The 26,407-nt window shown below is 65.4% G+C and carries 24 protein-coding genes and 3 pseudogenes; 22 read left to right on the top strand and 5 right to left on the bottom strand.

The features are described 5' to 3' along the window. Positions 1–59: 59 nt before the first annotated feature. The 4 genes and pseudogenes from NFL01S_RS22350 to NFL01S_RS22335 all read left to right on the top strand — a co-directional run. Positions 60–1,223 carry a Gfo/Idh/MocA family protein gene (locus NFL01S_RS22350; RefSeq protein ID WP_062978245.1) on the top strand — a complete coding sequence of 388 codons (1,164 nt, stop codon included), beginning with the start codon at positions 60–62 and terminating at the stop codon, positions 1,221–1,223. Next, positions 1,220–2,410 (top strand): dihydrodipicolinate synthase family protein, encoded by a 1,191-nt coding sequence (locus tag NFL01S_RS22345; RefSeq protein WP_062978244.1) that lies wholly within the window; start codon positions 1,220–1,222, stop codon positions 2,408–2,410. Before NFL01S_RS22350 ends, NFL01S_RS22345 begins: the two co-directional genes overlap by 4 nt. Then, on the top strand, positions 2,407–3,279 hold the full coding sequence (locus NFL01S_RS22340; RefSeq protein ID WP_062978243.1) for a sugar phosphate isomerase/epimerase family protein: 873 nt from the start codon (positions 2,407–2,409) through the stop codon (positions 3,277–3,279). The genes NFL01S_RS22345 and NFL01S_RS22340 overlap by 4 nt, the downstream gene beginning before the upstream one ends. A 138-nt stretch (positions 3,280–3,417) precedes the next feature. Next, a pseudogene (locus tag NFL01S_RS22335) lies at positions 3,418–3,906 on the top strand (amidohydrolase family protein); the annotation flags it as partial. Between the two features lie 36 nt (positions 3,907–3,942). On the opposite strand, the gene NFL01S_RS22330 reads toward NFL01S_RS22335, so the two are convergent. Next, positions 3,943–4,314: a P-loop nucleotide/nucleoside kinase family protein gene (locus tag NFL01S_RS22330; RefSeq protein ID WP_084493138.1), complete on the bottom strand. Its 372-nt coding sequence runs from the start codon at positions 4,312–4,314 to the stop codon at positions 3,943–3,945. A gap of 265 nt (positions 4,315–4,579) precedes the next feature. Then, positions 4,580–4,930, bottom strand: coding sequence for a hypothetical protein (locus NFL01S_RS22325; protein WP_062978501.1), 351 nt, complete (start codon positions 4,928–4,930; stop codon positions 4,580–4,582). Between the two features lie 141 nt (positions 4,931–5,071). On the opposite strand from NFL01S_RS22325, the gene NFL01S_RS22320 reads away from it, so the two are divergent. Continuing rightward, complete coding sequence (locus NFL01S_RS22320; protein ID WP_062978241.1) at positions 5,072–6,550, top strand: FGGY-family carbohydrate kinase; 1,479 nt, start codon at positions 5,072–5,074, stop codon at positions 6,548–6,550. Here the strand turns inward: NFL01S_RS22320 and NFL01S_RS22315 are convergent. After that, the gene (locus NFL01S_RS22315) at positions 6,543–7,304 is read right to left on the bottom strand and encodes an SDR family NAD(P)-dependent oxidoreductase (protein WP_062978240.1); all 762 of its coding nucleotides are present in this window, start codon (positions 7,302–7,304) and stop codon (positions 6,543–6,545) included. The two genes, NFL01S_RS22320 and NFL01S_RS22315, sit on opposite strands and share 8 nt — an antisense overlap. Continuing rightward, positions 7,301–8,293, bottom strand: coding sequence for a sugar-binding transcriptional regulator (locus tag NFL01S_RS22310; RefSeq protein ID WP_062978239.1), 993 nt, complete (start codon positions 8,291–8,293; stop codon positions 7,301–7,303). Before NFL01S_RS22310 ends, NFL01S_RS22315 begins: the two co-directional genes overlap by 4 nt. Before the next feature lie 118 nt (positions 8,294–8,411). Here NFL01S_RS22310 and eltD point away from each other — a divergent pair, with 118 nt between their 5' ends. From eltD to NFL01S_RS22235, 16 genes and pseudogenes are all read left to right on the top strand, one after another. After that, positions 8,412–9,488 (top strand): erythritol/L-threitol dehyrogenase, encoded by a 1,077-nt coding sequence (eltD, locus tag NFL01S_RS22305; protein ID WP_062978500.1) that lies wholly within the window; start codon positions 8,412–8,414, stop codon positions 9,486–9,488. A 32-nt stretch (positions 9,489–9,520) separates the two neighbouring features. After that, positions 9,521–10,927 (top strand): ABC transporter substrate-binding protein, encoded by a 1,407-nt coding sequence (locus NFL01S_RS22300; protein WP_062978238.1) that lies wholly within the window; start codon positions 9,521–9,523, stop codon positions 10,925–10,927. A 32-nt stretch (positions 10,928–10,959) separates the two neighbouring features. Then, entirely contained in the window at positions 10,960–11,919 is a 960-nt protein-coding gene (locus tag NFL01S_RS22295; RefSeq protein WP_062978237.1) for a carbohydrate ABC transporter permease, read from the top strand. A 3-nt stretch (positions 11,920–11,922) separates the two neighbouring features. Next, positions 11,923–12,789 carry a carbohydrate ABC transporter permease gene (locus NFL01S_RS22290; protein WP_062978236.1) on the top strand — a complete coding sequence of 289 codons (867 nt, stop codon included), beginning with the start codon at positions 11,923–11,925 and terminating at the stop codon, positions 12,787–12,789. Continuing rightward, positions 12,789–13,922 (top strand): ABC transporter ATP-binding protein, encoded by a 1,134-nt coding sequence (locus tag NFL01S_RS22285; RefSeq protein ID WP_062978235.1) that lies wholly within the window; start codon positions 12,789–12,791, stop codon positions 13,920–13,922. The genes NFL01S_RS22290 and NFL01S_RS22285 overlap by 1 nt, the downstream gene beginning before the upstream one ends. Further along, a complete protein-coding gene (locus tag NFL01S_RS22280; protein ID WP_062978234.1) occupies positions 13,919–15,040 on the top strand; it encodes an ABC transporter ATP-binding protein in 1,122 nt (373 codons plus the stop codon). Before NFL01S_RS22285 ends, NFL01S_RS22280 begins: the two co-directional genes overlap by 4 nt. Before the next feature lie 10 nt (positions 15,041–15,050). Next, complete coding sequence (locus NFL01S_RS22275; protein ID WP_062978233.1) at positions 15,051–16,769, top strand: dihydroxyacetone kinase family protein; 1,719 nt, start codon at positions 15,051–15,053, stop codon at positions 16,767–16,769. Then, positions 16,766–17,227 (top strand): ribose-5-phosphate isomerase, encoded by a 462-nt coding sequence (locus NFL01S_RS22270; RefSeq protein ID WP_062978232.1) that lies wholly within the window; start codon positions 16,766–16,768, stop codon positions 17,225–17,227. The genes NFL01S_RS22275 and NFL01S_RS22270 overlap by 4 nt, the downstream gene beginning before the upstream one ends. 71 nt (positions 17,228–17,298) lie before the next feature. Further along, the gene (xylB, locus tag NFL01S_RS22265) at positions 17,299–18,744 is read left to right on the top strand and encodes a xylulokinase (RefSeq protein WP_062978499.1); all 1,446 of its coding nucleotides are present in this window, start codon (positions 17,299–17,301) and stop codon (positions 18,742–18,744) included. Positions 18,745–18,795: 51 nt separating this feature from the next. Continuing rightward, positions 18,796–19,028 (top strand): annotated as a pseudogene (locus NFL01S_RS37055) (IS3 family transposase); the annotation flags it as partial. Then, a complete protein-coding gene (locus tag NFL01S_RS37835) occupies positions 19,007–19,360 on the top strand; it encodes an LLM class flavin-dependent oxidoreductase (protein WP_062978231.1) in 354 nt (117 codons plus the stop codon). The pseudogene NFL01S_RS37055 and the gene NFL01S_RS37835, both read left to right, overlap by 22 nt. After that, complete coding sequence (locus NFL01S_RS22255) at positions 19,357–19,998, top strand: LLM class flavin-dependent oxidoreductase (protein WP_062978230.1); 642 nt, start codon at positions 19,357–19,359, stop codon at positions 19,996–19,998. Before NFL01S_RS37835 ends, NFL01S_RS22255 begins: the two co-directional genes overlap by 4 nt. Before the next feature lie 39 nt (positions 19,999–20,037). After that, positions 20,038–21,549, top strand: coding sequence for an AMP-binding protein (locus NFL01S_RS22250; RefSeq protein ID WP_062978229.1), 1,512 nt, complete (start codon positions 20,038–20,040; stop codon positions 21,547–21,549). A gap of 48 nt (positions 21,550–21,597) precedes the next feature. Further along, positions 21,598–23,181 (top strand): class I adenylate-forming enzyme family protein, encoded by a 1,584-nt coding sequence (locus NFL01S_RS22245; protein WP_062978228.1) that lies wholly within the window; start codon positions 21,598–21,600, stop codon positions 23,179–23,181. A 2-nt stretch (positions 23,182–23,183) separates the two neighbouring features. Beyond that, positions 23,184–24,020 carry an SDR family NAD(P)-dependent oxidoreductase gene (locus tag NFL01S_RS22240; RefSeq protein ID WP_062978227.1) on the top strand — a complete coding sequence of 279 codons (837 nt, stop codon included), beginning with the start codon at positions 23,184–23,186 and terminating at the stop codon, positions 24,018–24,020. Positions 24,021–24,037: 17 nt separating this feature from the next. Then, positions 24,038–25,513, top strand: a complete 1,476-nt coding sequence (locus tag NFL01S_RS22235; protein WP_063916023.1) for an aldehyde dehydrogenase family protein — start codon at positions 24,038–24,040, stop codon at positions 25,511–25,513. Between the two features lie 198 nt (positions 25,514–25,711). On the opposite strand, the gene NFL01S_RS22230 is transcribed toward NFL01S_RS22235, so the two are convergent. After that, on the bottom strand, positions 25,712–26,002 hold the full coding sequence (locus NFL01S_RS22230; protein WP_062978226.1) for a barstar family protein: 291 nt from the start codon (positions 26,000–26,002) through the stop codon (positions 25,712–25,714). Positions 26,003–26,113: 111 nt separating this feature from the next. On the opposite strand from NFL01S_RS22230, the pseudogene NFL01S_RS22225 reads away from it, so the two are divergent. Continuing rightward, positions 26,114–26,407, top strand: a pseudogene (locus NFL01S_RS22225) (IS982 family transposase); the annotation flags it as partial.

Raw genomic sequence — 26,407 nt, 5'->3', positions numbered from 1 at the left:
CACCGTCCACGACCCATTCCGCGGTCGTCAGCCACGCAAATCAGAAGAGGCACCCAGCCATGCCCGATTCCACTCCGCAGCGCACGCTCCGCATTGCCATGAACGGCGTCACCGGCCGCATGGGCTACCGCCAGCACCTTGTGCGTTCCATCCTCCCGATCCGCGACAGCGGCGGGCTGCTGCTCCCGGACGGTACCCGTATCCGGGTGGAGCCGGTCCTCGTCGGCCGCAATGCCACCAAACTGGCCGAACTCGCCGAACGCCACGAGATCACCGAATGGAGTACCGATGCCGCCGCCGTGATCGCCGATCCGTCGATCGATATCTACTTCGACGCGCAGGTCACCTCCCGGCGCGCCGAGGCCCTGGCCGCCGCGATGAAGGCGGGTAAGCACGTCTTCACCGAGAAACCGACTGCCGAAACCTTGACCGAGGCCGTCGAACTCGCCCGGGTCGCCGCGAACGCCGGGGTCACCGCGGGCGTGGTCCACGACAAGCTCTACCTCCCCGGTCTGGTGAAGTTGCGCCGGCTCGTCGACGAAGGGTTCTTCGGCCGGATCCTCTCGCTGCGCGGCGAATTCGGATACTGGGTCTTCGAAGGCGACGGCCAGCCCGCCCAGCGACCCAGCTGGAACTACCGGGCCGAGGACGGCGGCGGCATCGTCGTCGATATGTTCTGCCATTGGAACTACGTGCTCGAGGGATTGCTCGGCAAGGTCGAGGCAGTCACCGCCAAGGCGGCCACCCATATCCCCACCCGATGGGACGAAGCGGGCAAGCCGTATCCGGCCACCGCCGATGATGCCGCCTACGGGATCTTCGAGATGGAGAACGGCGTGATCGCCCAGATCAACTCGTCGTGGGCGGTGCGCGTGTACCGCGATGAGCTCGTCGAGTTCCAGATCGACGGCACGCACGGATCTGCCGTCGCCGGTCTGCGCAAATGTGTTGCCCAGCATCGCTCGCACACACCGAAACCGGTCTGGAATCCGGATCTCCCGGTTACCGAGCCGTTCCGCGACCAGTGGTTGGACGTGCCGGCGAACGCGGAGCTCGACAACGGGTTCAAGTTGCAGTGGGAGGAGTTTCTCACCGACGTGGTGAACGGACGGCCGCACCGCTACGGGATGCTCTCCGCCGCGCGTGGAGTGCAACTCGCCGAACTGGGACTACGTAGCTCCGCAGAAGGCCGCCGGATCGAGATCCCGGAGGTGACCCTGTGACCGCGGCATCCACGGGTGTGTCGGTCGTGCTGCCCCTCGGCGGACGGTTCGAATCGTACGTTCTCGGTGCTCCGGGAGTGTGGACCCGGCCGGCCCGGCCGATCACCTCGCGTGTGGCCTTCGCTGCCGCGCACGTCATTCCGCGCGCTACGGCGGACAACACACCAGGTGCCCCCGCGGCGGTCGATTGGGACGCGACACTGGCCTACCGGCACGAACTATGGTCCTACGGGCTGGGTGTCGCCGACGCCATGGACACTGCCCAGCGCGGAATGGGGCTCGACTGGCAAGCGACAGCGGAACTGATCCGGCGCTCCGGTGCCGAGGCCGCATCGGCGGGTGGCAGGCTGGCCTGCGGAGCCGGAACCGATCAGCTCGACCTTGCCGGGCTACCCACCGGACCGGCCGGACTCGCGGCGATCGTCGACGCCTATCGCGAGCAGATCGACGTGGTCACCGACGCAGGAGCCCAGGTGATCCTGATGGCTTCCCGGGCGTTGGTGCAGGTCGCCCGGTCGGCAGCCGACTATGTATCCGTCTACGAGAAATTGCTGGCCGGCGTTGACCGGCCGGTGATCCTGCACTGGCTCGGCACCATGTTCGATCCCGCGCTGCACGGATATTGGGGTAGCGCCGATATCGACACCGCCACCGAGACCTTCCGCACGCTTATCGAGAACAACCGATCGAAGATCGACGGAGTCAAGGTTTCACTGCTCGACGCGGCACACGAGATCGACTTACGACGCGCACTCCCCGAGGGCGTGCGGTTGTACACCGGCGACGATTTCAACTATCCGGAGCTGATCATCGGTGACGCGCAAGGGCATTCTGATGCGCTGCTGGGGATCTTCGCCGCGATCTACCCGGCCGCGTCCACCGCGCTACAGGAACTCGACAACGGAAACGTGACGCGTGCGTCGGATATCCTCGGCGCCACCCAGGCGCTCGGGCGCCACATCTTCGCCGCGCCGACCTATTACTACAAGACCGGAATCGCATTTCTTTCCTGGCTCAACGGCAAGCAACCCGGCTTCTCGATGGTCGGCGGGCTGTCCACGGGGCGGTCCGTGACCCACCTGGCCGAACTGTTCCGGCTCGCGGACAAGGCCGGACTCTTTCCGGACCCGGAACTGGCCGCGCATCGAATGCGGATCTACCTCGAACTGAACGGATTGACGTCATGACAACGGTTGCGGCACAGGAGTCTCCGTTCGATCTGGCCGATCCCTACCGTGCGCTGTCGCTGAATACGGTGACGACCAAGCGGTGGACACTCGCCGAAGCGGCGGACGGCGCCGCCCGAGCGGGGCTCGGCGCGATCGGATTGTGGCGCGATCGTGTCGACGAAATCGGTGTCGCGTCGGCGGCGAAGATCGTCGCCGACGCGGGGCTGCGGGTATCCAGCCTGTGCCGCGGCGGCTTCCTGACCGGACCGGGCGAGGCCCAGGCGGCGCTCGACGACAACCGCCGTGCCATCGACGACGCGGCGGCACTGGGGACTCGGGAGCTCGTGATGGTGGTGGGCGGAATGCCCGACCGCGACCTCGCGGCCGCCCGGGCACTGGTGGACGAGCGGCTTGCACTGCTGGCCCCGTACGCGGCCGAACGCGGCGTCCGCCTCGCCCTCGAGCCACTCCATCCGATGTTCTGCGCCGACCGAGCCGTGATTTCCACTCTCGGCCAGGCGTTGGCGATGGCCGAGCCGTATCCGGCGGACACCGTGGGCGTGGTGGTCGACACCTTCCATATCTGGTGGGATCCGGCTCTCGAAGAACGGATTGCACAGGCCGGCGCCGCCGGACGGATCAGCTCGTACCAGGTCTGTGACTGGCTGAACCCGATGACCGCCGAACCGCTGCTGTCGCGCGGCATGATGGGCGACGGTGTCATCGACTTCGCGGCTATCGGCGGGTGGGTTCGCGCCGCCGGTTACCGAGGTGACGTCGAGGTAGAAATCTTCAATGCGGATATCTGGGCCGGCGACGGTCAGGAAGTGATCGAGACCATGAAGCGCCGTTACCGCGACCTCGTCCTCCCCGCTCTCGTGCACTGAATCCGGCCGGGCGGCAGTGCTGCCGCCCGGCCGGCCGGACGAAGGATTCCGAGAACTGTCCCGGCACACTGTCGTTGATGTCGGAGATGGTGGTCTCTGGCTCGGGAATCACAAGGCAGGACAGGAACGACGAACGGTGTCCCCGTCTCCATGCCTCCGTGGGACATGCCCGGCTCCCCGCGTATGGATCGGTGGATGTCGCGCTGGCTCACCTCGATGCCGGCGGAGACCCACCTGTCGATCCTGGCGCTGGTTCTCGGCGGCGTCTTCGACCGCGTCGACGAACGCCTGAAGATCGCCTTCGCCCATGGCGGCGGCTCGTTCGCGTTCTGGCTCGGTCGCACGGAGAACGCCTGGCACGGCCGCAACGACATCATCGGAACCTCGGAGTTTCCGCCGTCTCACCACATCGGTCGTTTCTACGTGGACTCGGTGGTATTCGACGAGCGCGTCCTCCGGGTGCTGGTCGACACCGTCGGCGCCGAACGGGTGATGGCCGGCAGCGACTACCCGTATCCGCTGGGTGAGCGGCCCGTCGGTGAGGTGGTGCGCAACAGCCAGTTCCTGGGTGACACAACTCGCGACCTGATCACCCACCGCAACGCGGAAAGATTCCTGGGACTCTGATCCGATCTCCACGACGCCGCGCGAGTGTCCTCACATTCATGGCCACCGCGGAATTTCCGTCGACGCCGTTCCGGAGACGACGATGAGCGGGCCTTCGTCTCGTGTCGGTACTTCGAAGTGGTCGTAATAGGATTCCGCCTGGGACGGCGTCAAAGCGACGTCGTCGATGCGGGAACCGCTGCGCGCGGCAACTCGGGCGAGAGCCACATCCCGCGGCGTGTCGACATACAGCGTCACCGCTGTGGAACCGAGGTGCTCGATGAGATCACGGTATTCGGTGCGTTTGCGTCGTGACCAGAAAGAGTAGTCCACTACAATATCTGTGCCCTCACGGATCAGGGCAATCAGCGGAAGGTCGCGTACGAATCGGGCGAGGTTATGCCCTTGCGCGTTCGACGATCTGTCGATTGTATTCTCCGCTGCCTGCGGCGGCGGAGAACTGGTGGAGACGTTCGTTCATCGCCTCCTCGGTCGACCGGGCGGTTGAGTGCAGCCGGAGTGTGAGGCAGCGGGCCACGAGAGATTACCGGTGATCGGGCGGTCCCGCGACCGCTTCGAGCACGACAGCGCGATACACCCGGCCCGAACCTGATCGGTGCCGGGTGAGGTCCGTGCACCACCATCGCCCGGCCGCCGGCCTACCGTGGACTGGCCCGCATCGGGTTTCCGGAACCTACCGGAATTCGTGCACCACTTCGATGCGGCCCACGATGTGGCGGTTGAATTCCTCGAGTTCCCCGGCGGGCACCCACAGTTCGAGGATCGTTTGCCCGCCGGCCCGGCGGACGGGATACCTGGCCGCGAAATCGGCATCGATCTCGAACCGGGTCACGTAGCCGGCGCCCGATGCCGCAACATTCCAGTCTCGTGCGATACGTATCGCGTAGTCCTCGTTCAACACCGGATAGAAGATCGGCTGCTCGGGCAGCCGCGGTGGCCACGCCGTCCATTCCGATGCCTCGACCAGCGCCAACTCCTCCGGCCCGGTGGGCCGCCACAGAGTGTGTGTCGTCCGTTCGTTCATCGCCATTCCCCGGTTGCTCAGTTCCGCGAATCATGCCCGGTGTGACCCTCGGATGCCAGGCCTTATTCGCGGCGGTCCGGCTCGCCTCTCGGCAAGCCGTTCGTGTCTCCTATCCGTGCAGCAGCCCCTAAGCTGACGTTTGTGGAGCTGTTCGTCGGTATCGATATGGGGACAGGGAGTAGTAAGGGGGTGCTCGTACGCCCGGATGGGGTGGTGGTTGCCGAGCATCAGGTGAGTCATGAGATGTCGATGCCGCGGCCGGGGTGGGCCGAGGTGGACGCGGTGGGCTTGTGGTGGGCGGAGGTATGCGCGATCAGTCGCACACTGATGGCCGCCGTACCGTCGGGGGCGCGGATCGCCGGAATGTGCGTCAGCGGTGTCGGTCCGTGCCTGGTGTTGTGCGACGAGGATCTCGAGCCGGTACGGCCCGCCATTCTGTACGGCATCGACACCCGGGCATCGGTGGAGATCGCCGAACTCACCGAGTTGTTCGGCGCGGAGAAGATCCTGTCGCGGACGGGCAAATCGCTGTCGAGTCAGGCGGTCGGCCCGAAGATCGAATGGGTGCGCAAGAACGAGCCGGAGGCGTTCGCTCGTGCACGCCGCTGGTACGGCTCGAATTCATTCGTCGTGGCGAAGCTGACCGGTGAGTATGTTCAGGACCATCACACGGCCAGCCAATGCGATCCACTGTATTCGATTCGCGACTTCGACTGGAACGCCGAATGGGCCGGGCGAGTTCTGGGCGCGCTGCCGCTGCCCCGGCTCGTGTGGCCGTCGGAGGTGGTCGGCGGGGTGACCGCGCGGGCGGCCGCGGAGACCGGGATTCCGGCGGGCACGCCGGTCGTTGCGGGCACCGTGGATGCCTATGCCGAGGCATTCAGCGTGGGTGTGCGCGATCCCGGTGATCTCATGCTGATGTACGGATCGACGATGTTCCTGGTCCAGGTGCTGGAATCGTTCCATACGAACCCGGCGCTGTGGACGACGACGGGTGTCCAGGAGGGCACTTTCGCGCTCGCGGCGGGCACTTCGACCGCGGGTACGCTGGCCAATTGGTTGCAGAAGGTGACCGGCGGAGCCCCATTCGACGTACTGACGGCCGAGGCCGCAGCGGTGCCGCCCGGCTCGGAGGGCTTGTTGATGCTGCCCTACTTGGCCGGCGAACGCACGCCGGTATTCGATCCCGACGCCCGCGGTATCGTCGCCGGGCTGACGCTGCGGCACGGGCGCGGCCATCTGTTCCGCGCGGCCTACGAGGGAATCTCCTTCGGGATCCGCCAGATTCTGGAGATGTTCGACAACGCCGATTCGCCGGTCTTGCGGGCGGTCGGTGTCGGTGGGGGGCTGCGCAGTCCGGTGTGGGCGCAGGCGCTCAGCGATATCACCGGGTTGACCCAGCTACAGCCGGAACAGACCATCGGCGCGAGTTACGGTGACGGCCTGCTGGCCGCTATCGGCGTGGGACTGGTCGCACCGGAGACCGATTGGACGCGAATAGCCCGCGAAATCGTGCCGAACCCGGACCACCGCGAGCGATACGACGCCCTGTACGAGACGTGGCTGCAGCTGTATCCGGCCACCCGGGACCAGGTGCATACCCTGACTCGGCTCAGCTGACCGCGTAACCACCGTCGATCGGAACGTCGACGCCGTTGATCATCGAGGCGAGGTCGGAGGCGAGGAACAGCGCTGTCGCGGACACCTCCGCGGGTGCGGCGAAGCGGCCCAGCGGGATGCGGGCCAGCATCGGCGCAGCCTTCGCTTCCTCACCCCAGACTTTGCGGCCCATATCGGTGAGCACAATGGTGGGGCACACGGAGTTCGCGCGCACGCCGTCGGGCCCGAGCTCGAGTGCCAGCACCTTGGTCGCCATCACCAGGCCCGCCTTCGACGTGCAGTACGCATAGTGCTCGGGCAGTGCGCGCAGGGCAGCCGCGGAAGCGACGGTCACGATCGATCCGCCGCCCGTACGGGCCATCGCGGCACCTACGGTGGCGGCGAGCAGTGCCGGGGCGCGCAGATTGACGGTGAGGACCTCGTCGAACGTTGCCGCCGTCAGGTCGGTGACCATTTCCGGATGTGAGATGCCCGCGTTGTTGACGAGCACGTCGAGCCCACCGAAGGCCGCCGCGGCCTCGGCGGCCAATCTCGTGGGAGCGTCCGCATCGGCGAGATCTGCGGCCACTGCCGTGACGCGAACGCCGTACTGCTGCTCCAGGTTCCGGGCCTGGACGTCCAGTGCCTCCTGGTCGCGACCGGAGAGCACGAGCGAAGCGCCCGCCTCGGCGAAAGTCTCGGCGATATCGGCCCCGATGCCTTTCGACGCACCGGTGATCAGGACGCGCTTACCGTCGAGACGAATCGAGTTCACAGATTCTCCAAAAGCTGTTGTGCGGTCGACGGATCGGTGACGAGCTGGTTGAAGTATCCGGCGCGCGCCCCGGCGAGAATCGGGGGCACCTTCTCCGCGCCGACGGCCACGGCGATCCCTACCGGAATTTTCTGGAGCACGGACAATTCCACGGCAATCAGCCGTTCGCGGCCGGGAAAGTCGACGGGTTCGCCCTCCCGGTTGTAGAACCGCGAACACACATCGCCCACCGCTTCGCGCAGGGATGCGGAGGTAGTGGGAACGAACTGCGGTATGTCATCGCGCAGCAGCGGCGGCGCACCGACGCCCATGAGTGCGCACCGTGCCCGTGGCCACAGATTCAGTACGCGCTGAATGGACGGATCGGCATGCAGGGTGTCGTAGAGCTCGGGTCCGGGCAGGGCGGGCGCGAACAGGTAGTTCGGCCGGCCGCCGAGTTTGTTGGAGATGAGCCGGGTGATCTCGTTGGTCTGATACCACTCCTCGGGCTGGTCGTTGCCGCCTACGGTCGGGGTGACGAGGACGCCGGGGATGCGCTCGAGGTCGAACTGCGCAACTTGGTGGACGGTGCGTCCCGACGAGACCAGCAGCACGTCTCCGGGGACCAGCCCGACCTCCGAAAGTGCGCGGGAGACCGCGGGTGCGAGGAAGCTGCCCATCACCTCCACGGTCGGTTTGGCCGGGGTCGGCGTGGGTAGCGGCGCGGACAGAAACACCCGTCGCAACCCGATCGCGTCGGCGAGGGTGTCCGCGAGATCACCGCGGTCGTGGGCATGGGGTGCGCGGACTTCGATGTGGACGATGCCCTGCCGGCGGGCTTCGGACAGCAGCCTGCTCACGGTGGCCCGGCTCACGCCCAGCTTATGGGCGACTTCGGCCTGGGTGGCGTCCTCGTCGTAGTACATTTTCGCGGCCGCGTAGAGCTGCGACGGCGCGAAGCGGCCACCCTCGGCGCTCGTCGGCGCGCGAGTTTCGGAGCTGCTGTGCATGACGGCAGTATCGCATTGCACATCGGTTCAAGCCAATAATTCCGTGAACATTCGTTCTGGACCAATGTGCCGACCTGGGTTAGTGTGATCGGGAACATAGGGATGAAGGGCAGTGGTGATGACGGAGACGATGCAAGCGGTGATCTGCCACGGTCCCGAGGACTACCGGCTGCAAGAGGTTCCCGTTCCGGTACCGGGGCCCGGCGAAGCGCTGGTGCGGGTCGAGGCAGTGGGCATCTGTGCGAGCGATCTGAAGTGCTACCACGGGGCGCCGAAGTTCTGGGGCGATGAGAACCGCCCCGCGTGGGCCGAGACGGAAGTGATCCCCGGCCACGAATTCGTCGGCGAAATCGTGCAAATCGATGCCGCCGGCGCAGCCCGCTGGGGGGTCGGGGTAGGGGACCGAGTGGTCTCCGAGCAGATCGTGCCGTGCTGGAAATGCCGGTACTGCCTACGCGGGCAGTACCACATGTGCAAACCGCACGACCTCTACGGTTTCAAGCGCCGGACCCCGGGCGCTATGGCGGAGTTCATGGTCTATCCCGCAGAAGCGCTGGTGCACAAGGTGTCCAAGGACCTTCCGGCCGCACACGCCGCATTCACCGAGCCGCTGTCGTGTTCGCTGCACGCTGTCGAGCGGGCGGGTATCACCTTCGACGATGTCGTGGTGGTGGCGGGTTGTGGTCCGATCGGTCTCGGCATGGTGGCCGGTGCGCGGGCCAAGAGTCCTGCCCATGTCATCGCGCTGGATATGGCACCGGAGAAGTTGCTGCTGGCTCGTGAGTGCGGCGCCGATATCGTGATCAACATCCGCGACGAGGACGCCCAGGCCATCGTCATGGAACTCACCGACGGCTATGGCGCCGATGTCTACCTGGAAGGCACCGGCCATCCCTCCGCCGTACCGCAGGGTTTGAACCTGTTGCGCAAGTTGGGAACCTATGTCGAGTACGGCGTATTCGGCAGTGATGTCTCCGTCGACTGGAGCATCATCAGCGACGACAAGGAACTCGATGTGCGCGGCGCGCATCTGGGCCCGCACTGCTGGCCGGCCGCCATCCGCATGCTCGAGTCGGGCATCTTGCCGATGGACAAGATCTGTACACATCAGCTGCCGCTCAGCGACTTTCAAAGAGGTCTCGATCTGGTGGCCAGTGGAACCGAATCGGTGAAGGTTTCGCTGATTCCGTCCTGACCTGCCGAAAAGTTCGATGAGGAACAGTTAATATGAGCAGAAATCAGTTCTCGCGCCGGGACATGCTACGGGCTCTGGGCCTGGCCGGTGCGGCCGCCGCGGCGCTACCGGTGCTCTCGGCCTGCGGCGTGGGTGGCGGTTTCGAGGCCGTCAACGGTGCGGGTGAGGTGAGCGGACCCTTCGACTGGCGCGCCGCGGAGGGGACGACTCTGCACCTGTTGCAAACGCCGCACCCGTACCAGCAGTCGCTGCAACCACTGCTGGCCGAGTTCACCCGGCTGACCGGTATCACGGTCGACACCGATCTGGTGCCGGAGGCCGACTACTTCACCAAGCTGAACACCGAATTGGCCGGTGGCACCGGTAAACACGATGTCTTCATGCTGGGTGCCTACTTCATCTGGCAGTACGGGCCTCCCGGTTGGCTCGAGGATCTGGCCCCGTGGATCGCCAACTCCTCGGCCACCAGTGACGAATACGACTTCGAGGACATCTACGAGGGTCTGCGCACCTCCACCCGATGGGACTTCGAACTCGGCAGCCCGCTCGGTACCGGCGGACAGTGGGCGATCCCGTGGGGCTTCGAAAACAACGTGGTCGCCTACAACAAGGCCTATTTCGACCAGCGCAAGATCACGTTGCCGGACACCTTCGGCAATTTCGTCCAGCTGGCCGTCGATCTCACCGACCGTTCCCAGAACAGATACGGCATCGCCACCCGCGGATCCAAATCGTGGGCCACCATCCATCCCGGCTTCATGACGCAATTCGTCAGGGAGGGCGCGAAGGATTACGAACTCGTCGACGGCCGGCTCGAGGCCGCCATGGCCTCGGACGCCTCGGTGGACTTCACCGAGAAGTGGATCGAAATGCAGCGCCTGGCCGGGCCGACGTCGTGGACCACCTACGACTATCCCCAGGCCACCGGCGATCTCGGTGACGGCACCGCGATGATGGTCTACGACGCCGACAGCGCGACCTACCCGAAGAACAAGCCGGGTGCCAGTGCGCAAGCGGGCAATATCGGCTGGTATCCGGGCCCCGCCGGACCGGGTGGAAATTACAACACCAACCTGTGGACCTGGTCTCTGGCAATGAACGCCCAGTCGACGAACAAGCATGCCGCTTGGTTGTTCATCCAGTGGGTGACCGGTAAGGAAGCCCTCTCGAAAGCCGTGCGGGGCGGGATCTTTGCCGATCCCGTACGCAAGTCGGTCTTCGACGGTGTGTTCAAACAGCAGCTCGGCGGGATGCCCGGCTACCTGGAAGCCTTCGAGACGGTGATCGGCAGCTCGAAGATCCAGTTCACGCCGCAGAAGAAGTTCTTCGACACCACGGAGGACTGGTCCGTCGCGCTGCAGGACATCTACGGCGGTGCGAGCGCCCGGTCCCGGCTGGCCAGCCTGGCCAAGACCTGTACGTCGAAGGTCAATCTCTGACCCGGCGTGGGTCGAAGAAAGGGGAGGTCGACATGACCACTCAATCGGTGCGTCCACCGTCACATGCCGACCCGGGAAAGCCGGGTACAGCGAAGCGGACCGACCCTCCGGAGGTGCCGCGATGGCGGCGGTCGCTGCGGCCGTACCTGCTGTCGATTCCGGCGGTGCTGATCGTCGTGGGGATTCTCTACCCGTTCGTGATCGGCGCGTACTACTCGGTGCTCAACTACGCCGCGGTGAACCCTGATCCGATCTTCGTCGGAATCCGCAACTACGTGAGCGTGCTGGGGGACGTCGAATTCTGGACCAGTGTCCGGATCACCGGCACCTTCGCGATCGTGGCCACCGTCCTCGAGACGTTCGTCGGCGTCGGCATCGCCCTCCTGCTCAACCGCTCCAGCATCATCGGGCGGATATTCGAGAAGGTGCTGATCCTGCCGCTGATGATCGCGCCGGTGATCGCGGCCGTCATCTGGAAGCTGATGTTCAACCCGCAGTTCGGCGTGCTCAACCATATCCTCGGTCTCGGATCCACCTTCGACTGGCTCAGCAGTGACAATGCCCTGTGGTCGGTGATCCTGGTGGATCTGTGGATCTTCACTCCGTTCGTCGCGATCCTGGTGCTCGCCGGCATCCGTTCGCTGCCCAAGGAACCGTTCGAGGCGTCGGCAGTGGACGGCGCGAGCTGGTTCTACATGTTCCGCAAGCTCATGCTGCCGATGCTGTGGCCCTACATCCTGGTCGCGGTCATCTTCCGCTTCATGGACAACCTCAAGGTTTTCGACGCGGTCTACGTCCTCACCTCGGGGGGGCCTGGCGTAGCGACGCGGACCCTGCAGATCGGTGCCTTCGAGGACTCCATCATCAACCTCGATTACTCCCGCGGCAGCACCTACATGTTCCTGCTGTGGGTGATCGTGTTCATCACCGCACGCGTCCTCGTGAGCGTGCTCGGAAAGGCGCAGCGTCGCGCTGCCGGAGCGGAGTCGTAGATCATGGCCAAGGAACTCTTACCCGGGCAGCGCCGTTTCACCCCGGCCTCGGTGGGCGCGGATATCGTGCTGATCGGCTGGTTCGTCTTCTCGCTGTTCCCCATCGTGTGGATGGTCCTGCTGGCGTTGAAGACGCCGGCGCAACAGACCACCACCTACTTCACATTCAGTCCCACTCTGGAGAACTTCGGTACGGTGCTGAGCGGGAAAGGCACCGAACTCACCAGCGTGGACTTCAAGGCGGCACTGGTCACCAGCCTGCTCAATTGCGGTGGCGCGGTGATCGTCTCCCTGGTCATCGGTATTCCCGCCGCCTATGCGGCGGGCCGGTGGCAGTACAAAGGCTCCAACGACCTGATGTTCACCATGCTCTCGTTCCGGTTCGCTCCCGAACTGATGGTGATCGTTCCGCTCTTCGTCATCTATAACCAGATCGGCTTGTTCGACACCAAGGTCGGCATGGTGTGGGTGCTCCAGCTGGTGACGATGCCGCTGGTGGTGTGGATCCTGCGGTCCTATTTCCAAGATCTGCCGGAAGATCTGGAACAGGCCGCTCTACTGGACGGATACACCCGCCGGCGGGCCTTCGTTATGGTCGCGCTGCCGCTCGTGCGGCCGGGTATCGCCGCCGCGGCACTGCTCGCGTTCATCTTCGCCTGGAACAACTACGTGTTCCCGCTGATCCTGGCCGACAGCAATGCCGCCACCGTGACCGTGGCGATCACGAAATACCTCGGTGGTGGCGGTCAGGCGTATTACAACCTCACGGCTGCTGCCGCGGTGATCGCGGCGCTACCACCACTGATTCTGGCGCTCACCATCCAGCGATACCTGGTGCGCGGCCTCTCCTTCGGGGCGGTGAAATCCTGATGGCGGATCTGACGGTCAACGGACTCACCAAGCACTACGGTAAGGCGGTCGGCATCGACGATATATCCCTCGATATCGCCGACGGCGAATTCTTCGTCATCCTCGGTCCCTCGGGTGCGGGTAAGACCACCACGCTGAAATCGATCGCCGGGCTGATCCAGGTGGATGGTGGTTCGGTACATATCGGCGGTGCGGAGATGACGAACGTCGAGCCCTATCACCGCAATGTGGCGATGGCGTTCGAGAGTTACGCCCTGTATCCACAGCAGACGGTGGCGCAGAACCTTTCCTCCCCGTTGCGCTCCGGGCGTAACGGGAAGTACTCCGCGGCTCAGCAGCAGGAGCGCGTCGATGCCGTCACTGTGACGCTCGGCATCGATCATCTGCAGCAACGGTTTCCACGGGAACTGTCCAACGGGCAGCGCCAGCGCGTGGCCCTGGGCCGGGTGCTGATCCGGCCCGCGGACGTCTATCTACTCGACGAACCCCTGTCTCACCTGGACGCGAAACTGCGTGCGGCCATGCGCGCGGAACTGCGCGAGCTCGGGCGGATGTCGAATACGACGACCGTCTACGTCACCCACGACTACCAGGAAGCTCTGGCGCTGGGCGACCGAATCGCCATACTGCGCGACGGGAAGCTGGTGCAGGTGGATACGCCGGAGGCCATCTGGCGCAGGCCGGTCGACACCTTCGTGGCCAAGGCGCTCGGCCAGCCGGAAATCAACATCGTCGACGCGATCGTCGATGGTGGCGCGCTGCGGGTCCCCGGCAGCAGCGTCGAGATTCCGGTGCCTACCGAACTCGGCCTCGGCACAGGCAGCGATGTCCGGCTCGGCATCCGCCCCTGCGATATCACCCTCGCCGCCGGAGCGAGCACCGCACCCGGATCGGCGAACCTGACCGGCGTGATCACGCTGACCGAACGACTCGGGCGCAGTATCGAGGTATCCGTCGATATCGGCGAAACGTCGCTGATAGCGCTGTCACCGGGCGGACCGCATATTCGCGAGGGCAGCACCGTGGTGGTGACGGTACCGCTGGCCGATGTGCACATCTTCGAAGCAGGCGAACCCGGCAGCGACAGTCCCCGGCTCGGTGCTGCCGCATCCAACTCCCAGGAGCGGCGATGACAGCCGAAACCAGAAACGAATCGACGGCGCAGCGGTTGACCCTCGAGCGCCTCACCAAGACCTACGTCGCACGCGGACGGGAAAGCTTCCAGGCCGTCAAGGGCATCGAGCTCGATATCGAACCCGGCGAACTCGTCGCATTGCTCGGTCCATCGGGCTGCGGCAAGACGACCACTCTGCGGATGATCGCCGGTCTCGAGACGGTGACCAGTGGCGATATCCGCATCGGCGACCGCACCATCACCAACCTGCCGCCCGGGAAGCGTGGTGTGGGGGTGGGATTCGAAAGCTATGCTCTGTATCCGCCGCTATCGGTGCGGCAGAACCTCGGCTACGGGTTGAAGGCGCGCAAGGTCGCGGACGCCGACCGGCTTGTCAGTGATATCGCGCAGCGGCTGGAATTGCAGGATGTGCTCGACCTGCGGCCCGCGAGCCTGTCCAGCGGGCAGAAGCAGCGGGTCGCGCTGGCACGGGCGCTGGTCCGGAATCCGCCGGTACTGCTGCTGGATGAGCCCCTCTCGCATCTGGACGCCTCGGCGCGGCAGCGGGTCCGGCGCGAATTGAAGGTGCTGCAAAGGGAATTCGGCTACACCACGATCGTGGTCACCCACGACCAGGTAGAGGCGCTGAGCCTGGCGGACCGGCTCGCCGTCATGGACGGCGGAATCATCCAGCAGTTCGGCACACCCGACGAGGTTTTCGACGATCCGGCCAACCGCTTCGTCGCCGGATTCGTGGGTGAGCCGCAGATCAACATGGTCGACGGTGTGGTCCGCCGAGACGGTGCAGGCACGGTCGTCCAGATCGGCAGCGGTACGGTACCCGTCGCTGTCTCGACGGTCGCGGACGGTCAGCAGGTCGCGGTCGGTATCCGGCCACAGGACAGCCGGCTCTCCATCGAGCCGGCCGGCCCCGGCCGGCTGACGGCGTCGGTGCGTTACTTCGAACACTTGATGGAGTTCGGCCGCGCGGCGCTGGAGGTACCCGGTATCGCGGAGCCCGTACTGGTCGAGACCCCGGCCCAGCAGGACTTCGCGGTGCACCAGCAGGTCGCGCTGACGGTACCGCCGGAACGGGTGTACCTGTTCGATCCCGAATCCGGACAACGATTGCGATAGAGGGCATCTGATGACGCGGCTGTACAACGACCCGGCATCGTTCACCGACGATATGCTGGCCGGATTTCTCGACGCCAACGCGGGATACGTCGCGGGTGTTCCGGGCGGGGTGGTTCGCGCGACTGCGCCGCCGCCGGGCAAAGTCGCCGTGATCGTCGGTGGGGGAACGGGCCACTATCCCGCGTTCTGCGGGCTGGTGGGTCGCGGTTTCGCCGATGGCGCCGTGGTCGGCAACATTTTCACTTCCCCCTCGGCAGCCGCCGCGGCCTCGGTGGCCAGAGCCGCCGACGGCGGCGCCGGGGTCTTGCTGACCACCGGCAACTATGCGGGCGATGTGATGAACTTCGGTTTGGCGGTCGAGCAGTTGACTGCCGAGGGTATCCCGGCCCGCTACGTGGCAGTCACCGACGATATCGCCAGCGGATCAGCCGACGATATCGCCGCGCGTCGTGGTATCGCGGGTGACTTCACGGTGTTCAAATGCGCATGCGCGGCGGCGGAGGCGGGTTATGACCTGGACGGTGTATTCCGGGTCGCGACCCTGGCCAACGACAACACGCGCACACTCGGTGTCGCCTTCGACGGCTGTACTCTGCCCGGTGCCTCGACGCCGCTGTTCACCATCGAAGGCGGAAAAATGGGGCTGGGTCTCGGAATCCACGGCGAGCCGGGCGTCGCCACCCACGAGATGCCGAGCGCCGGTGAACTCGCCGAACTACTGGTGACCGGGGTGCTGAAAGAGAAGCCGGCGGGCGCCGGTACACGAATCGCGGTGATTCTCAATGGGCTCGGGCGCACCAAGTACGAGGAATTGTTCGTGGTGTGGGCGACCGCCGCCGAGTTGCTGCGCACGGCAGGCTACGCGGTGGTCCAGCCGGAGGTCGGCGAGCTGGTGACCAGCCTCGATATGGCCGGATGCTCGTTGACCGTGATGTGGCTCGACGAGGAGTTGGAACGGTTCTGGACCGCGCCGGCAGATACCCCGGCGTATCGCCGCGGAAGCATCGCCGAGGCTCCGCCGGCGGCTCGTCGCAACGCTGTCACCCACACCCACCATCACGCGGATACCGCGGCGCCCGCGGACGACGCCGCACGACAGGGCGGCGTCGCCGTCGCCGGGGCGCTGCACGCTGTCGCCTCGGCAATGGTCGAGGCGGAAGCGGAACTGGGCCGCATCGACGCGATCGCCGGTGACGGCGACCACGGGCGAGGCATGGTCCGGGGCACTGCCGCGGCCGGCGCTGCCGCCGACGCGGCCGTCGCACGCGGGGCAGGCCAGGGCGGAGTGCTCAGGGCCGCCGGTGAAGCGTGGGCGGCGCAGGCGGGCGGCACCTCGGGCGTGCTGTGGGGGGCGGCGCTGACCGCACTGGGGGACCGGCTCGGCGATGCCGGCCGCCCCACCGACGCCGATATCGTCGCCGGACTGCGGGTCGCCTATGACTCGCTCACTCGCCTGGGCAAAGCCCGACCGGGCGACAAGACCATGCTCGACGCCCTGCTGCCGCTCATCGAGGTGGCCGAAAGCGGTGCGCCCTGGCACAGTGCGGCCGCCGCCGCCGAGTCCGCAGCCCGCGCGACGGCCGAATTGCGTCCCAAGGTCGGCCGGGCGCGTCCGCTCGCAGAACGCAGTATCGGTAGTCCCGACGCGGGCGCGATCTCACTGGCGATATGCGCGCGAGTCGTCGCCGATTTCTTCGAACCGATCCTCACAGAAGGAGCGCACCGATGACCGAATTGCTCAGGATCGTGGTCGGGTGCGATGACGCCGGGCTCGACTACAAGAACGCCCTCACGGCCGATCTCGAGGCCGACGACCGGGTCGCCGAAGTGATCGATGTGGGCATCGGAAACGGTGAGCACACCGCCTATCCGCATGTTGCGGTCACCGCGGCGCGGACGGTCGCCGCCGGCGGAGCGGATCGCGCACTGCTGATCTGCGGCACCGGCCTCGGTGTGGCGATCAGCGCGAACAAGGTACCGGGGATACGCGCGGTCACCGCGCACGACAGCCTTTCGGTCGAGCGTTCGGTACTGAGCAACGATGCGCAGGTGCTGTGCTTCGGGCAGCGCGTCATCGGCCTCGAATTGGCCCGTCGGCTGGTCAAGGAATGGCTCGGGTACCACTTCGACCCCGAATCGGCATCGGCGGCGAAAGTCGCCGCCATCGGCAGCTACGAGAAATACTGATCCGCGCTCGCCCGGTCGGCTGCCCCGGTGCCGACCGATCTGTTGATTGGAGGATGTTCGTGGCGCGACAGATGACGCTGGTTGCCGGTGTGGATTCCTCGACCCAGGCATGCAAGGTCGTGGTACGCGACGCCGACTCCGGCCGGCTGGTTCGCCACGGTGCCGCGGAACACCCGTCAGGTACCGAGCTCGATCCGGAGCACTGGTGGAATGCGTTGCAGCTCGCCTTCGAGCGAGCAGGTGGGCTCGACGACGTGGCCGCAGTGTCGATCGGCGGACAGCAACACGGCATGGTGTGTCTCGACAAGGACGGCCGGGTCATCCGGCCCGCCTTGCTGTGGAACGACACACGGTCGGCCGACGCGGCCGACGCGCTCGTCCGCGAACTCGGTGACGGCGACCGTGTGCTGGGCGCTCGCCGCTGGGTCGAGGCTGTCGGCACGGTGCCGGTGGCCGCGCTGACCGTCGCCAAACTGCGGTGGCTGGCGGACCACGAGCCCGGCAATGCCGCACGCATCGCGGCGGTGGCGTTGCCGCACGACTGGCTCACCTGGCGCCTGCGCGGCGCCGGCTCACTGGACGATCTGGTAACCGACCGCTCCGATGCCTCGGGGACCGGTTACTTCGACGCGGTGTCCGGAATCTACCGACGTGACCTGCTCGGACTGGCTCTGCGGCGCCACGAGGAAGCTATCCGCTCCCTGGTGCTGCCCCGCGTCCACGGTCCCTGTGAGCAGGCCGGTATGGGAGTTTCCCGACTCGGCCTTTCCCGCACGATGATCGGGCCCGGATGCGGTGACAATGCCGGGGCGGCGTTGGGGCTCGGATTGGACGTCGGCCGGGTTTTCCTTTCGCTGGGTACCTCCGGTGTGGTGGCCGCGGTTTCGGAGCATCGATCGGCCGATCCCACCGGGTCGGTGGCCGGATTCGCCGATGCCACCGGCAAATTCTTGCCACTGGCCTGCACACTCAATGCGACGCGGGTTCTCGACGCCATGGCCGCGGTACTCGGTGTGAACCACGACGAATTCGATGCGCTGGCGTTGAGCGCCGCCCCGGGTGCGGGTGGCATGGTCCATGTGCCCTACTTGCAAGGAGAGCGGACCCCGAATCTTCCCCACGCCACCGGCATGCTCGAGGGTATGACGTTGTCCTCCATGACAAGGGAGAACTTCGCGCGCGCATCAGTCGAGGGTCTGCTCTGCTTGATGGCCGACGCGTTGGAAGCTGTTCGTGAGCAGAACGTTTCGATCGAGCAGATCACTCTGGTCGGCGGTGGCGCCCGGTCGGCCGCGGTTCGTGAGATCGCCCCGTCCGTACTCGGGGTCTCCGTGCATGTTCCGCAACCCGGCGAGTATGTTGCCGACGGTGCCGCACGGCAAGCGGCGTGGATACTGTCCGGCGGATACCGACCACCGACCTGGCCGGTATCCGATATCGGCACCTACACCGCGCAGCGGAATCCGGGAGTGCTCGCCCGTTATCGGCGAGTGGCCGCCGAGGTCGCCGGTTCCTAGGGCGTTGTCGAGCGATGCCGGGCCACCCTGCTTCGGGCGGATTTCTTCCCCGCTGCTCTCGATATCCATTCCGACAACCCGCCTTTCGGCTACCGATTCATCGCCGGCGAGCTGCCGGCCCGCGGTATCCGTGCGAGTGAGCACCGGGTGGCCGGATTGTGTTCGGGGCAGCGGATCCGGAGCGTATTCGCCGAGAAGCGCGGGCCGAATCGGAAGGCCGGCCGCCGGTCCACGACGACTTCGCCGCTGTTTCGGACGTCGCGTGGCCGACAGAGATCACCGAGCCCCGGGCTTCCATACCGATCACCATGCCCGCCGGCCTGGCCCACTCGACGACCGCGACTACGGAACGGTACCGAGCATCTTCACGATGCTGGGTTATCTGGCTGCTCGTACCGAGAAACTCCGCCTCGGAACCGGTGTGGTTGTACTACCGCTGCACAATCCACTGCACGTGGCCGAGCAGGCAGCACAGCTCGACCTGTTGTCCGGCGGCCGGGTCGATCTCGGTCTCGGTAGGGGGTACCAGAGCGTCGAGTTCGAGGGCTTCGGCATGGACCTGGCCGAAGCACGTGACCGGTTCGACGAAGGCCTCGACCTCATTACCGGTATGTGACCCGAGACCCCTTCCGGTTCGAAGGCCGCTACTACCGCACCGGGGAAGCTTCCCTGACACCGAAGCCCCTGCAGACACCACATCCACCGATATACGTGGCCGCGGTGAGTCCCGAGACCGTCGAGCGGTATGCCCGCCGGGGGCTCCCCATCCTGGCTGACCCGGCGGCACCGTTCAAGAAGGTCCACGGTGCCGCAGACAACTGGCATCGCATTGCCGAAGAGGCCGGACATGACACTTCGGCGACCGATCTGGTGGTATCGCGTGCAGTGTGGCTCGCACCGACGGTCGAGCAGGCCAGGGCCGATCAGGCACACTTCGAAGCGAGTTTCGACCGGTCGCGGATCTTCAACGAGAAGAGCGCACCGATCGACTCGAAAACGGGGCAGGTCGCCAAGGGCTTCGAATTCTGGGAGGGTCGCTACCTCAAAGGTGGTCAGGTGGGTAACGATTTCCGGTGGGAACAATTGGAAGTGATCGGCGATCCCGAACGCGTTACCGGGCAGATAGCGATGCTCCAGGAATTCGGTTTCAACCATCTCATGTGTGACTTCGGCAGCACCCGGCACATTCCGTTCGAAGATCTGGCGAAGGCGATCACATTCTTCGCCAAGGAAGTCATCCCGGCATTCCGCTGAGACCGGAACGTGCAGGAGTCCCACCGAAAGGCGTACCACGTGTATACAGAACTCACCCTCGCCGATATCGTCCGCGAGCACCGGCGAAGTCGGCCCCACCGGACTGCGGTGGTGGATGGGAAATGGCACTTGACCTACGGTGAGTTCGATGCTCGGACGGATCTACTCGCCGGCGCGCTGGCCGTGGCGGGAGCCGGGCACGGCAGCCGCATCCTGTGGATCGGCGAAAACTCCTACCGCGTACTGGAACTACTCGTTGCGGCCGCCAAGATCGGCGCGATCCTGTGTCCAGCGAACTGGCGGCAGAGTGCCGATGAACTGCGATTCATCGTCGCTGACCTGGAACCCGCTGTGGTGCTGTGGGATCCATCGGTGAGCAGCATCGAACCAGAGTCGGCGCCCGAAGACGGTAGCCGCTGGGTTCGGTGCACCGAGAGCGAGGACGACGAGTACGAGTCATGGTTGTCCTCGTCGTCGGCGCAGTATCCCGCCGAGGAAGTGGAAGAGCGAGATCCGGTGCTCCTGCTCTACACCGCGGCATTCGACGGGCGGCCGAACGGCGCCTTGTTGTCGCACCGTGCCCTCATCGCACATGGTGCGGTTCTCGCCATTCAACGGCAGATCGAGGAGGGCTTCGTCTTTCTCGACAGCGGACCGATGTTTCACGTCGGCACAATGATGTTCGCCACCGCAACACTGATGACCGGAGGTACGAACGTCGTTCTGCGCCGATTCGACCCCGAGATCGCCTGTGAACTGATCGAACGCGAGCGGTGCCAAGGAGCCATGCTGTTCCCCGCCATGATCAGCCAACTGGTCGAAACCAACAGTGAGGGCCGGTACGACCTGTCCAGCCTGCGGTTCGCGCCTGCGGACCCGGCATGGAACACGATGGTCACGGCCGACACCAGCCCGTGGGGCCGATCGGAATACGGCTACGGCCAGACCGAGGTCGCGGGCATGCTGACCTACCACGCCCTGGGGATCGACGGTCAGGGCAGCCACGGGCGGCCCAGCCCCCTGACCCAGGTGCGGATCGTCGACCCCGAAGACCGAGATGTTCCGGACGGTCAGGTCGGCGAGATCGTCGCTCGTGGCAGTCATCTGCTGAGCGGCTACTTCAATCGCCCCGAGCTCGATACCGAGAAGTTCCGCGGGGGCTGGTACCACACCGGCGACCTCGGCCGGCGGGAAGCGGACGGAACACTGTCGTTTATCGGGCCGAAGCTGCGGATGATCAAGTCCGGTGGCGAGAACATCTACCCGGCCGAGGTCGAGCGAGCGCTGCTGGCGCACCCCGATATTTCGGCTGCAGCGGTGATCGGGCGCCCCGACGACGACTGGGGCCAGGCTGTGCATGCCGTCGTCGTCATACGGGCGAAGTCGGAAGAAGCGGAGCCCGACCTGATCGCCCATGTGCGCCGGCTCATCGCCTCCTACAAGAAACCGCGATCGATCGACTTCGTCGACGCGATCCCGATGCGGGGCTTCGTTCCCGACTACGACGCACTGGACAGCGGCTTCGGCGGTGGCGGCTATCCCGGGTCGTGAATGCCTCGATCCGACATCATCAGTCCGGCAAGAACAGGCGAAACTGACATGAAATCCTTGTACTCCAACTTCGGTGCTGCACTGCTGTCCATACAAGCGCTTCGGGCTCCCGATGCGCCTGCGTTGACCTACCGCGGCGGGCAGCAACTCAGCTACGCCGATCTCGACCGGCGTGTGAACAAGGTCGGCAATGCGCTGCTCGAGGCCGGAGTTCAGCCGGGAGACCGAGTGGCGACGCTTCTGGATTCGACATTGTCGGTTGCCGAGAACTACCTGGCGCAGACGAAGATCGGCTCGGTGCTGTGCGCGCTGAACCCGTACTGGTCCCATGACACGTTGACCCAGATCGTGTCTCGGATCGACGCCTCGGTGTTCGTCTACGACGCGAAGTTCGACGATGTCGTCGGCGAAGCTCGCGCAGTGCTGCCACGGATCGAGCGCTGGATACGTGTGGGGGAGCCACAGGACGACGGCGAAGCGATCGACCTCGTGCCCCTGATTGCCCGGGCTCCCGAGGACGAGCCGCCGCTGGGTGCCGGTGGAGACGACCTGCTCGCATTGTTCTTCACATCCGGTACGACAGGACTCCCGAAAGCCGTTCGGTACACACATGCATCCGGACTGGCCATTGCCCAAGCGCTGTGGCGTGATGTACCGGCCTGGCGAGGCGCCTCCCTGGGCACCGGCCCGATCATCTGGGGCGTCGGCTTCATCGCGGTGGCGGCGCCGGCCCTTGCTGCCGGAATGCGCTTGGTGCTCGAAGACAGCTTCGCGCCGGCGCAGGCATTACAGACCATAGCGAACGAGGGCATCACCCATATCAGCGTGACGCCGAGCTTTTTCACCGAGCTGCTGTCGATACCTGGCCAGGAAGAGGCTGACCTGAGCACGCTGCGGGTTGCGATGCTCGGTGGTGAGCCGCTACTGCCTTCCCTGCAACGCAAGATCACCGAGCGGCTACCCGGCCTCGCACTCTACGGCTACTTCGGACAAACCGAGGCGCCTTACAGCGTCATCGGGCGGCGCGATGAAGGTGATCTTCCGCAGGGCGTTGTGGGATGGAGCCGCTCCGATGGGGCTGTGCGGGTCGTCGATCAGAACGGCAACCCGATCCGCAACCGGGTCGGTGCGATCCAACTGCGCGGACCGCATGTCATGTCAGGTTACGACGGCCGGCCGGACGCGACTGCCGAAGTGCTGCGAGACGGCTGGTTCATGGGCGGTGATGTCGGTTCGGTCGACGACGATGACCGGCTTACCGTGCTGGGGCGCCGCAGTGATGCGATCGAACGGGCGGGAGCTTTGATCATGCCCGCCCAAGTGGAGGAGGCCGCAGCTCGGCTGGAGGGTGTCGGCGAAGCGGGGGCCGTGGGCATCGACACCGGAAACGGCGAGACCCGGATCCTGTTGGTCGTGTCACCGATTCCCGGATCGGAACCGGATGCCGTCGTGCTGCACTCGGCATTGCGCTCGGCTCTTCCCCCTGCCGCGGTACCGGATCGCGTGGTCGTCACCGACGAGCTTCCACATGCCAACGATGGATCCGGCGGTCGCGGCAAGCTACTACGCCGCGTCCTTGCCGAGCGGTTCGGTGACCTGGTCACCGCTGAGCACAAGAATGAGCAGGTGTAGAGATGGGCTTCCTCGAGGGACAGGTAGTGGTCGTCACGGGAGGAGCCCGGGGGCAAGGGCGCTCACATGCTCTTGCCGTTGCCGAGCAGGGTGCCGACGTTGTCCTCCTGGACCGATGCACCGATGTGCCGGCGATCGAATATCGGCAAGCCACCGAAACCGATCTGCGGGAGACCGAGGATCTGGTACGTCGGCGCGGCGTGCGTGTGCTCGGGCTGGTCTGCGATGTCGGCGACCATGAACAGGCACTTTCTGCGGTCGACACCGTGGTCGATCGATTCGGGCGGCTGGACGTGCTCCTGGCCAATGCTGGCGTCTACGGTGGTGGTTCCATTCAAGACGCGGACGCCGCTGTGTGGGACGAGGTCATCGCGTCCAATCTCACCGGTGTGTTCAACAGCCTGCGCGCCGCCGGACCGCAGATGATCGAACAGGGTTACGGCCGGGTCGTGGTAACCGCGTCGAACCAGGGCAGGACGGCGGTACCGGGGTCGGTGCCGTACGTCGCGTCCAAATGGGGTGTCATCGGGCTGGTCAAGGCCGCGGCGCAGGACCTCGCGCCATTCGGTATCAACGTGAACGGTGTGGCGCCGGGGAATACATCCACTCCTATGGTGCACAACCCGGCCCTGTATGGCGCCATGCGGCCGGATCTTGCGAACCCGGTCTGGGACGATGTCGCGCCGGCACTCATGGAGCACCACCTTCAGCCGATCGCGTTGCTCGAACCCGAGGAGATCACGGCCGCGGTGATGTTTCTGATCGGTCCGCACACCCCGCATATCACCGGAACGATCCTCGACGTGAACGCCGGTACGGCCGCCCGCGCAACCGCATGACCATGGAAGGGACGCCCATGCCCACCGACCGACAGCCGGAAATGTTCCGCCAGTTCATCGGCGGAGAGCTGTGCGCCGCACAGAACGGTCGCTGGATCGACAGTATCGATCCAGCGACCGGAAGGGTCTGGGCGCGGATACCCGACGGTAACGCAGCGGATATCGACGCTGCAGTCGGCCATGCGGCTGCAGCACTCGGAAGCTGGCGCAGTAGGCCGGCGGCGGAACGGGCGGTAGCGCTGAGATCCTGGGCAGCGGTCCTCCGGGAGTACCAGACAGATCTCTGGCGCATAGACGCCACCGACAACGGCAGGCCGCGGCGGGAAGCCGAACCGGCAGTGGCAGGCGCGATACAGCAGATCGAGTACCACGCCGGCCTTGCCGAGACCATCTGCGGCTCAACGGTCGATATCTCCTCGAGTGCCACGACGTATTCCCTGCGTGAACCCTATGGAGTAGTCGGGCTGATCATCCCGTGGAACGCGCCCTTGGCGATGTTTCTGGCCAAGGTATCGGCCGCTCTCGCCGCCGGCAACACCGTGGTGGTCAAGCCGCCCGAGCGTGCCTCCGCCTCGATTCTCGTTGCTGCTCAGCTGTTCACGAAAACTGGTTTTCCTGCCGGTGTCGTCAATATCGTGACCGGTGAGGGACGCACCGCAGGCGAGGCGCTGGTTCGACACCCGGGTGTTCGCAAGGTCAGCTTCACGGGGTCGACCGCAACGGGCCGGCGGATCACCGAGGCGTCGTCGGCCAATATCAAGTCACTCAATCTCGAACTCGGCGGCAAGTCGCCGAGTATCGTGTTCGCGGACGCCGATCTCGAATCCGCCGCGGACGGTGTCGCCGCCGGAATCTTCACGGCCAGCGCGGGGCAAGCCTGCATTGCCGGATCACGAATCCTCATAGAAGAGCCGATATTCGACGAGTTCGTCGACAAGTTGAAGGCCCGCGCCACGGCGATGGTGCTCGGTAGCCCACTCGACCCCGCCACCGATATGGGTCCGGTTGCTTTCGAGGGACAGTTCGACAAGGTCAAGGAGTACCTGGACTCGGCAGCAGCCGAAGGCGCACGGCTCATTTTCGGCGGGCGTTCCGGCGGCGATCTGTTTCCACCCGAGAGCGAGCACGCGGGAGGTTACTTCATCGAGCCCACCCTGTTCGTGACCGAAGACAACGGTTTACGTGTCTGTCGCGAGGAAATATTCGGACCTGTTGCGGTGGCCATGCCCTTCGGTTCGGAGCGGCACGCGATCGAGCTTGCCAACGACAGCGAGTACGGGTTGGCAGCCGGAGTGTGGACACAAAATCTGCCCTTGGCTCATCGGATGATCCGCCGGCTGGAAGCGGGCACCATCTGGGTGAATACCTACCGCCGGCTGCACTGGGCGCTCCCGTTCGGTGGACAGAAGGCAAGTGGTATCGGAACCTCGAACGGCCCTACCACTCTCAATGAATGGCTCGAACACAAAAGTGTCTGGATCGAGCAGGGGTGAAACCACGATTACCCTCGGTACCGTGCCGCCGGCCGTACGCTTCGTTATTCGGCACGGCGGCCGAGTCCCTGGTCTTCGGCCGGATCGTATTGGTCTAGACGGGTAATTCCCAGGGGTGATCCTGGCTTGGTGCGGCCTGGTGCTTGTAAATATCAAGCGCGGCCTGCGGCAGGCCGCGCTCAGGGGTCCACTCACCCGTCAGGCGAAGCGCACCGTGAGCCTCTCGTCCACCGGGTTCGACACATCCCGCTCGGCGGCTTCGATCAGCACGGAGGCGATCGCTTCGAACGCTTCAACACCCATCAGCTCCCGGCTGACCCCGGAGCTCTCCCAGACGATCTCGACCGGGCGTTTGACGTCCGTGGTCAGGCGGTCCCACAGGGCGTTCAGGTTGTGCCCGTAGTACGGACCGAAGTCCAGGGGGCCCGACAGAGCGTTGTGCAGGTCCGCATGGGTTCGGATCTGTGTCCCGTCGATGGTGACGCGCATGGTCTTGCTTCCAGTTCGACAGTGGGTAGAAGTAGAGGTATTGGTCCGAAATAGGTTGGGCGGCAAGGTGTTGCGGCAAGAGGATTGAGCGAGGGTGTTCAAGATCGTGTTGTGACGAACGACATCAACACCCTCGCAACAGCACTCTATGTCAAGATCGACGACCTGTTGAAGGCCGCTCCCGACCTGGCACCGTGGCGTCCGGAGATCGGGTTCACGCCCCGGCTCAGCGACGCGGAGTTGGTGACGTTGTCGGTGATGCAGGCCCTGCTCGGGTTCACCTCCGAGGCCCGATGGTTACGGCACGCTCACGAGCACCTCACTCATCTGTTCCGGTACCTGCCCAAACAACCCGGCTACAACAAGCGGCTGCGGGATGCGGCCGCCCTGATCAAGAACGTGATC

The organism is Nocardia flavorosea NBRC 108225, assembly GCF_001613385.1.
Lineage (GTDB): Bacteria > Actinomycetota > Actinomycetes > Mycobacteriales > Mycobacteriaceae > Nocardia > Nocardia flavorosea.
The sequence above is the reverse complement of the archived record's forward strand: the minus strand, read 5'-3'. Positions and strand labels throughout refer to the sequence as shown.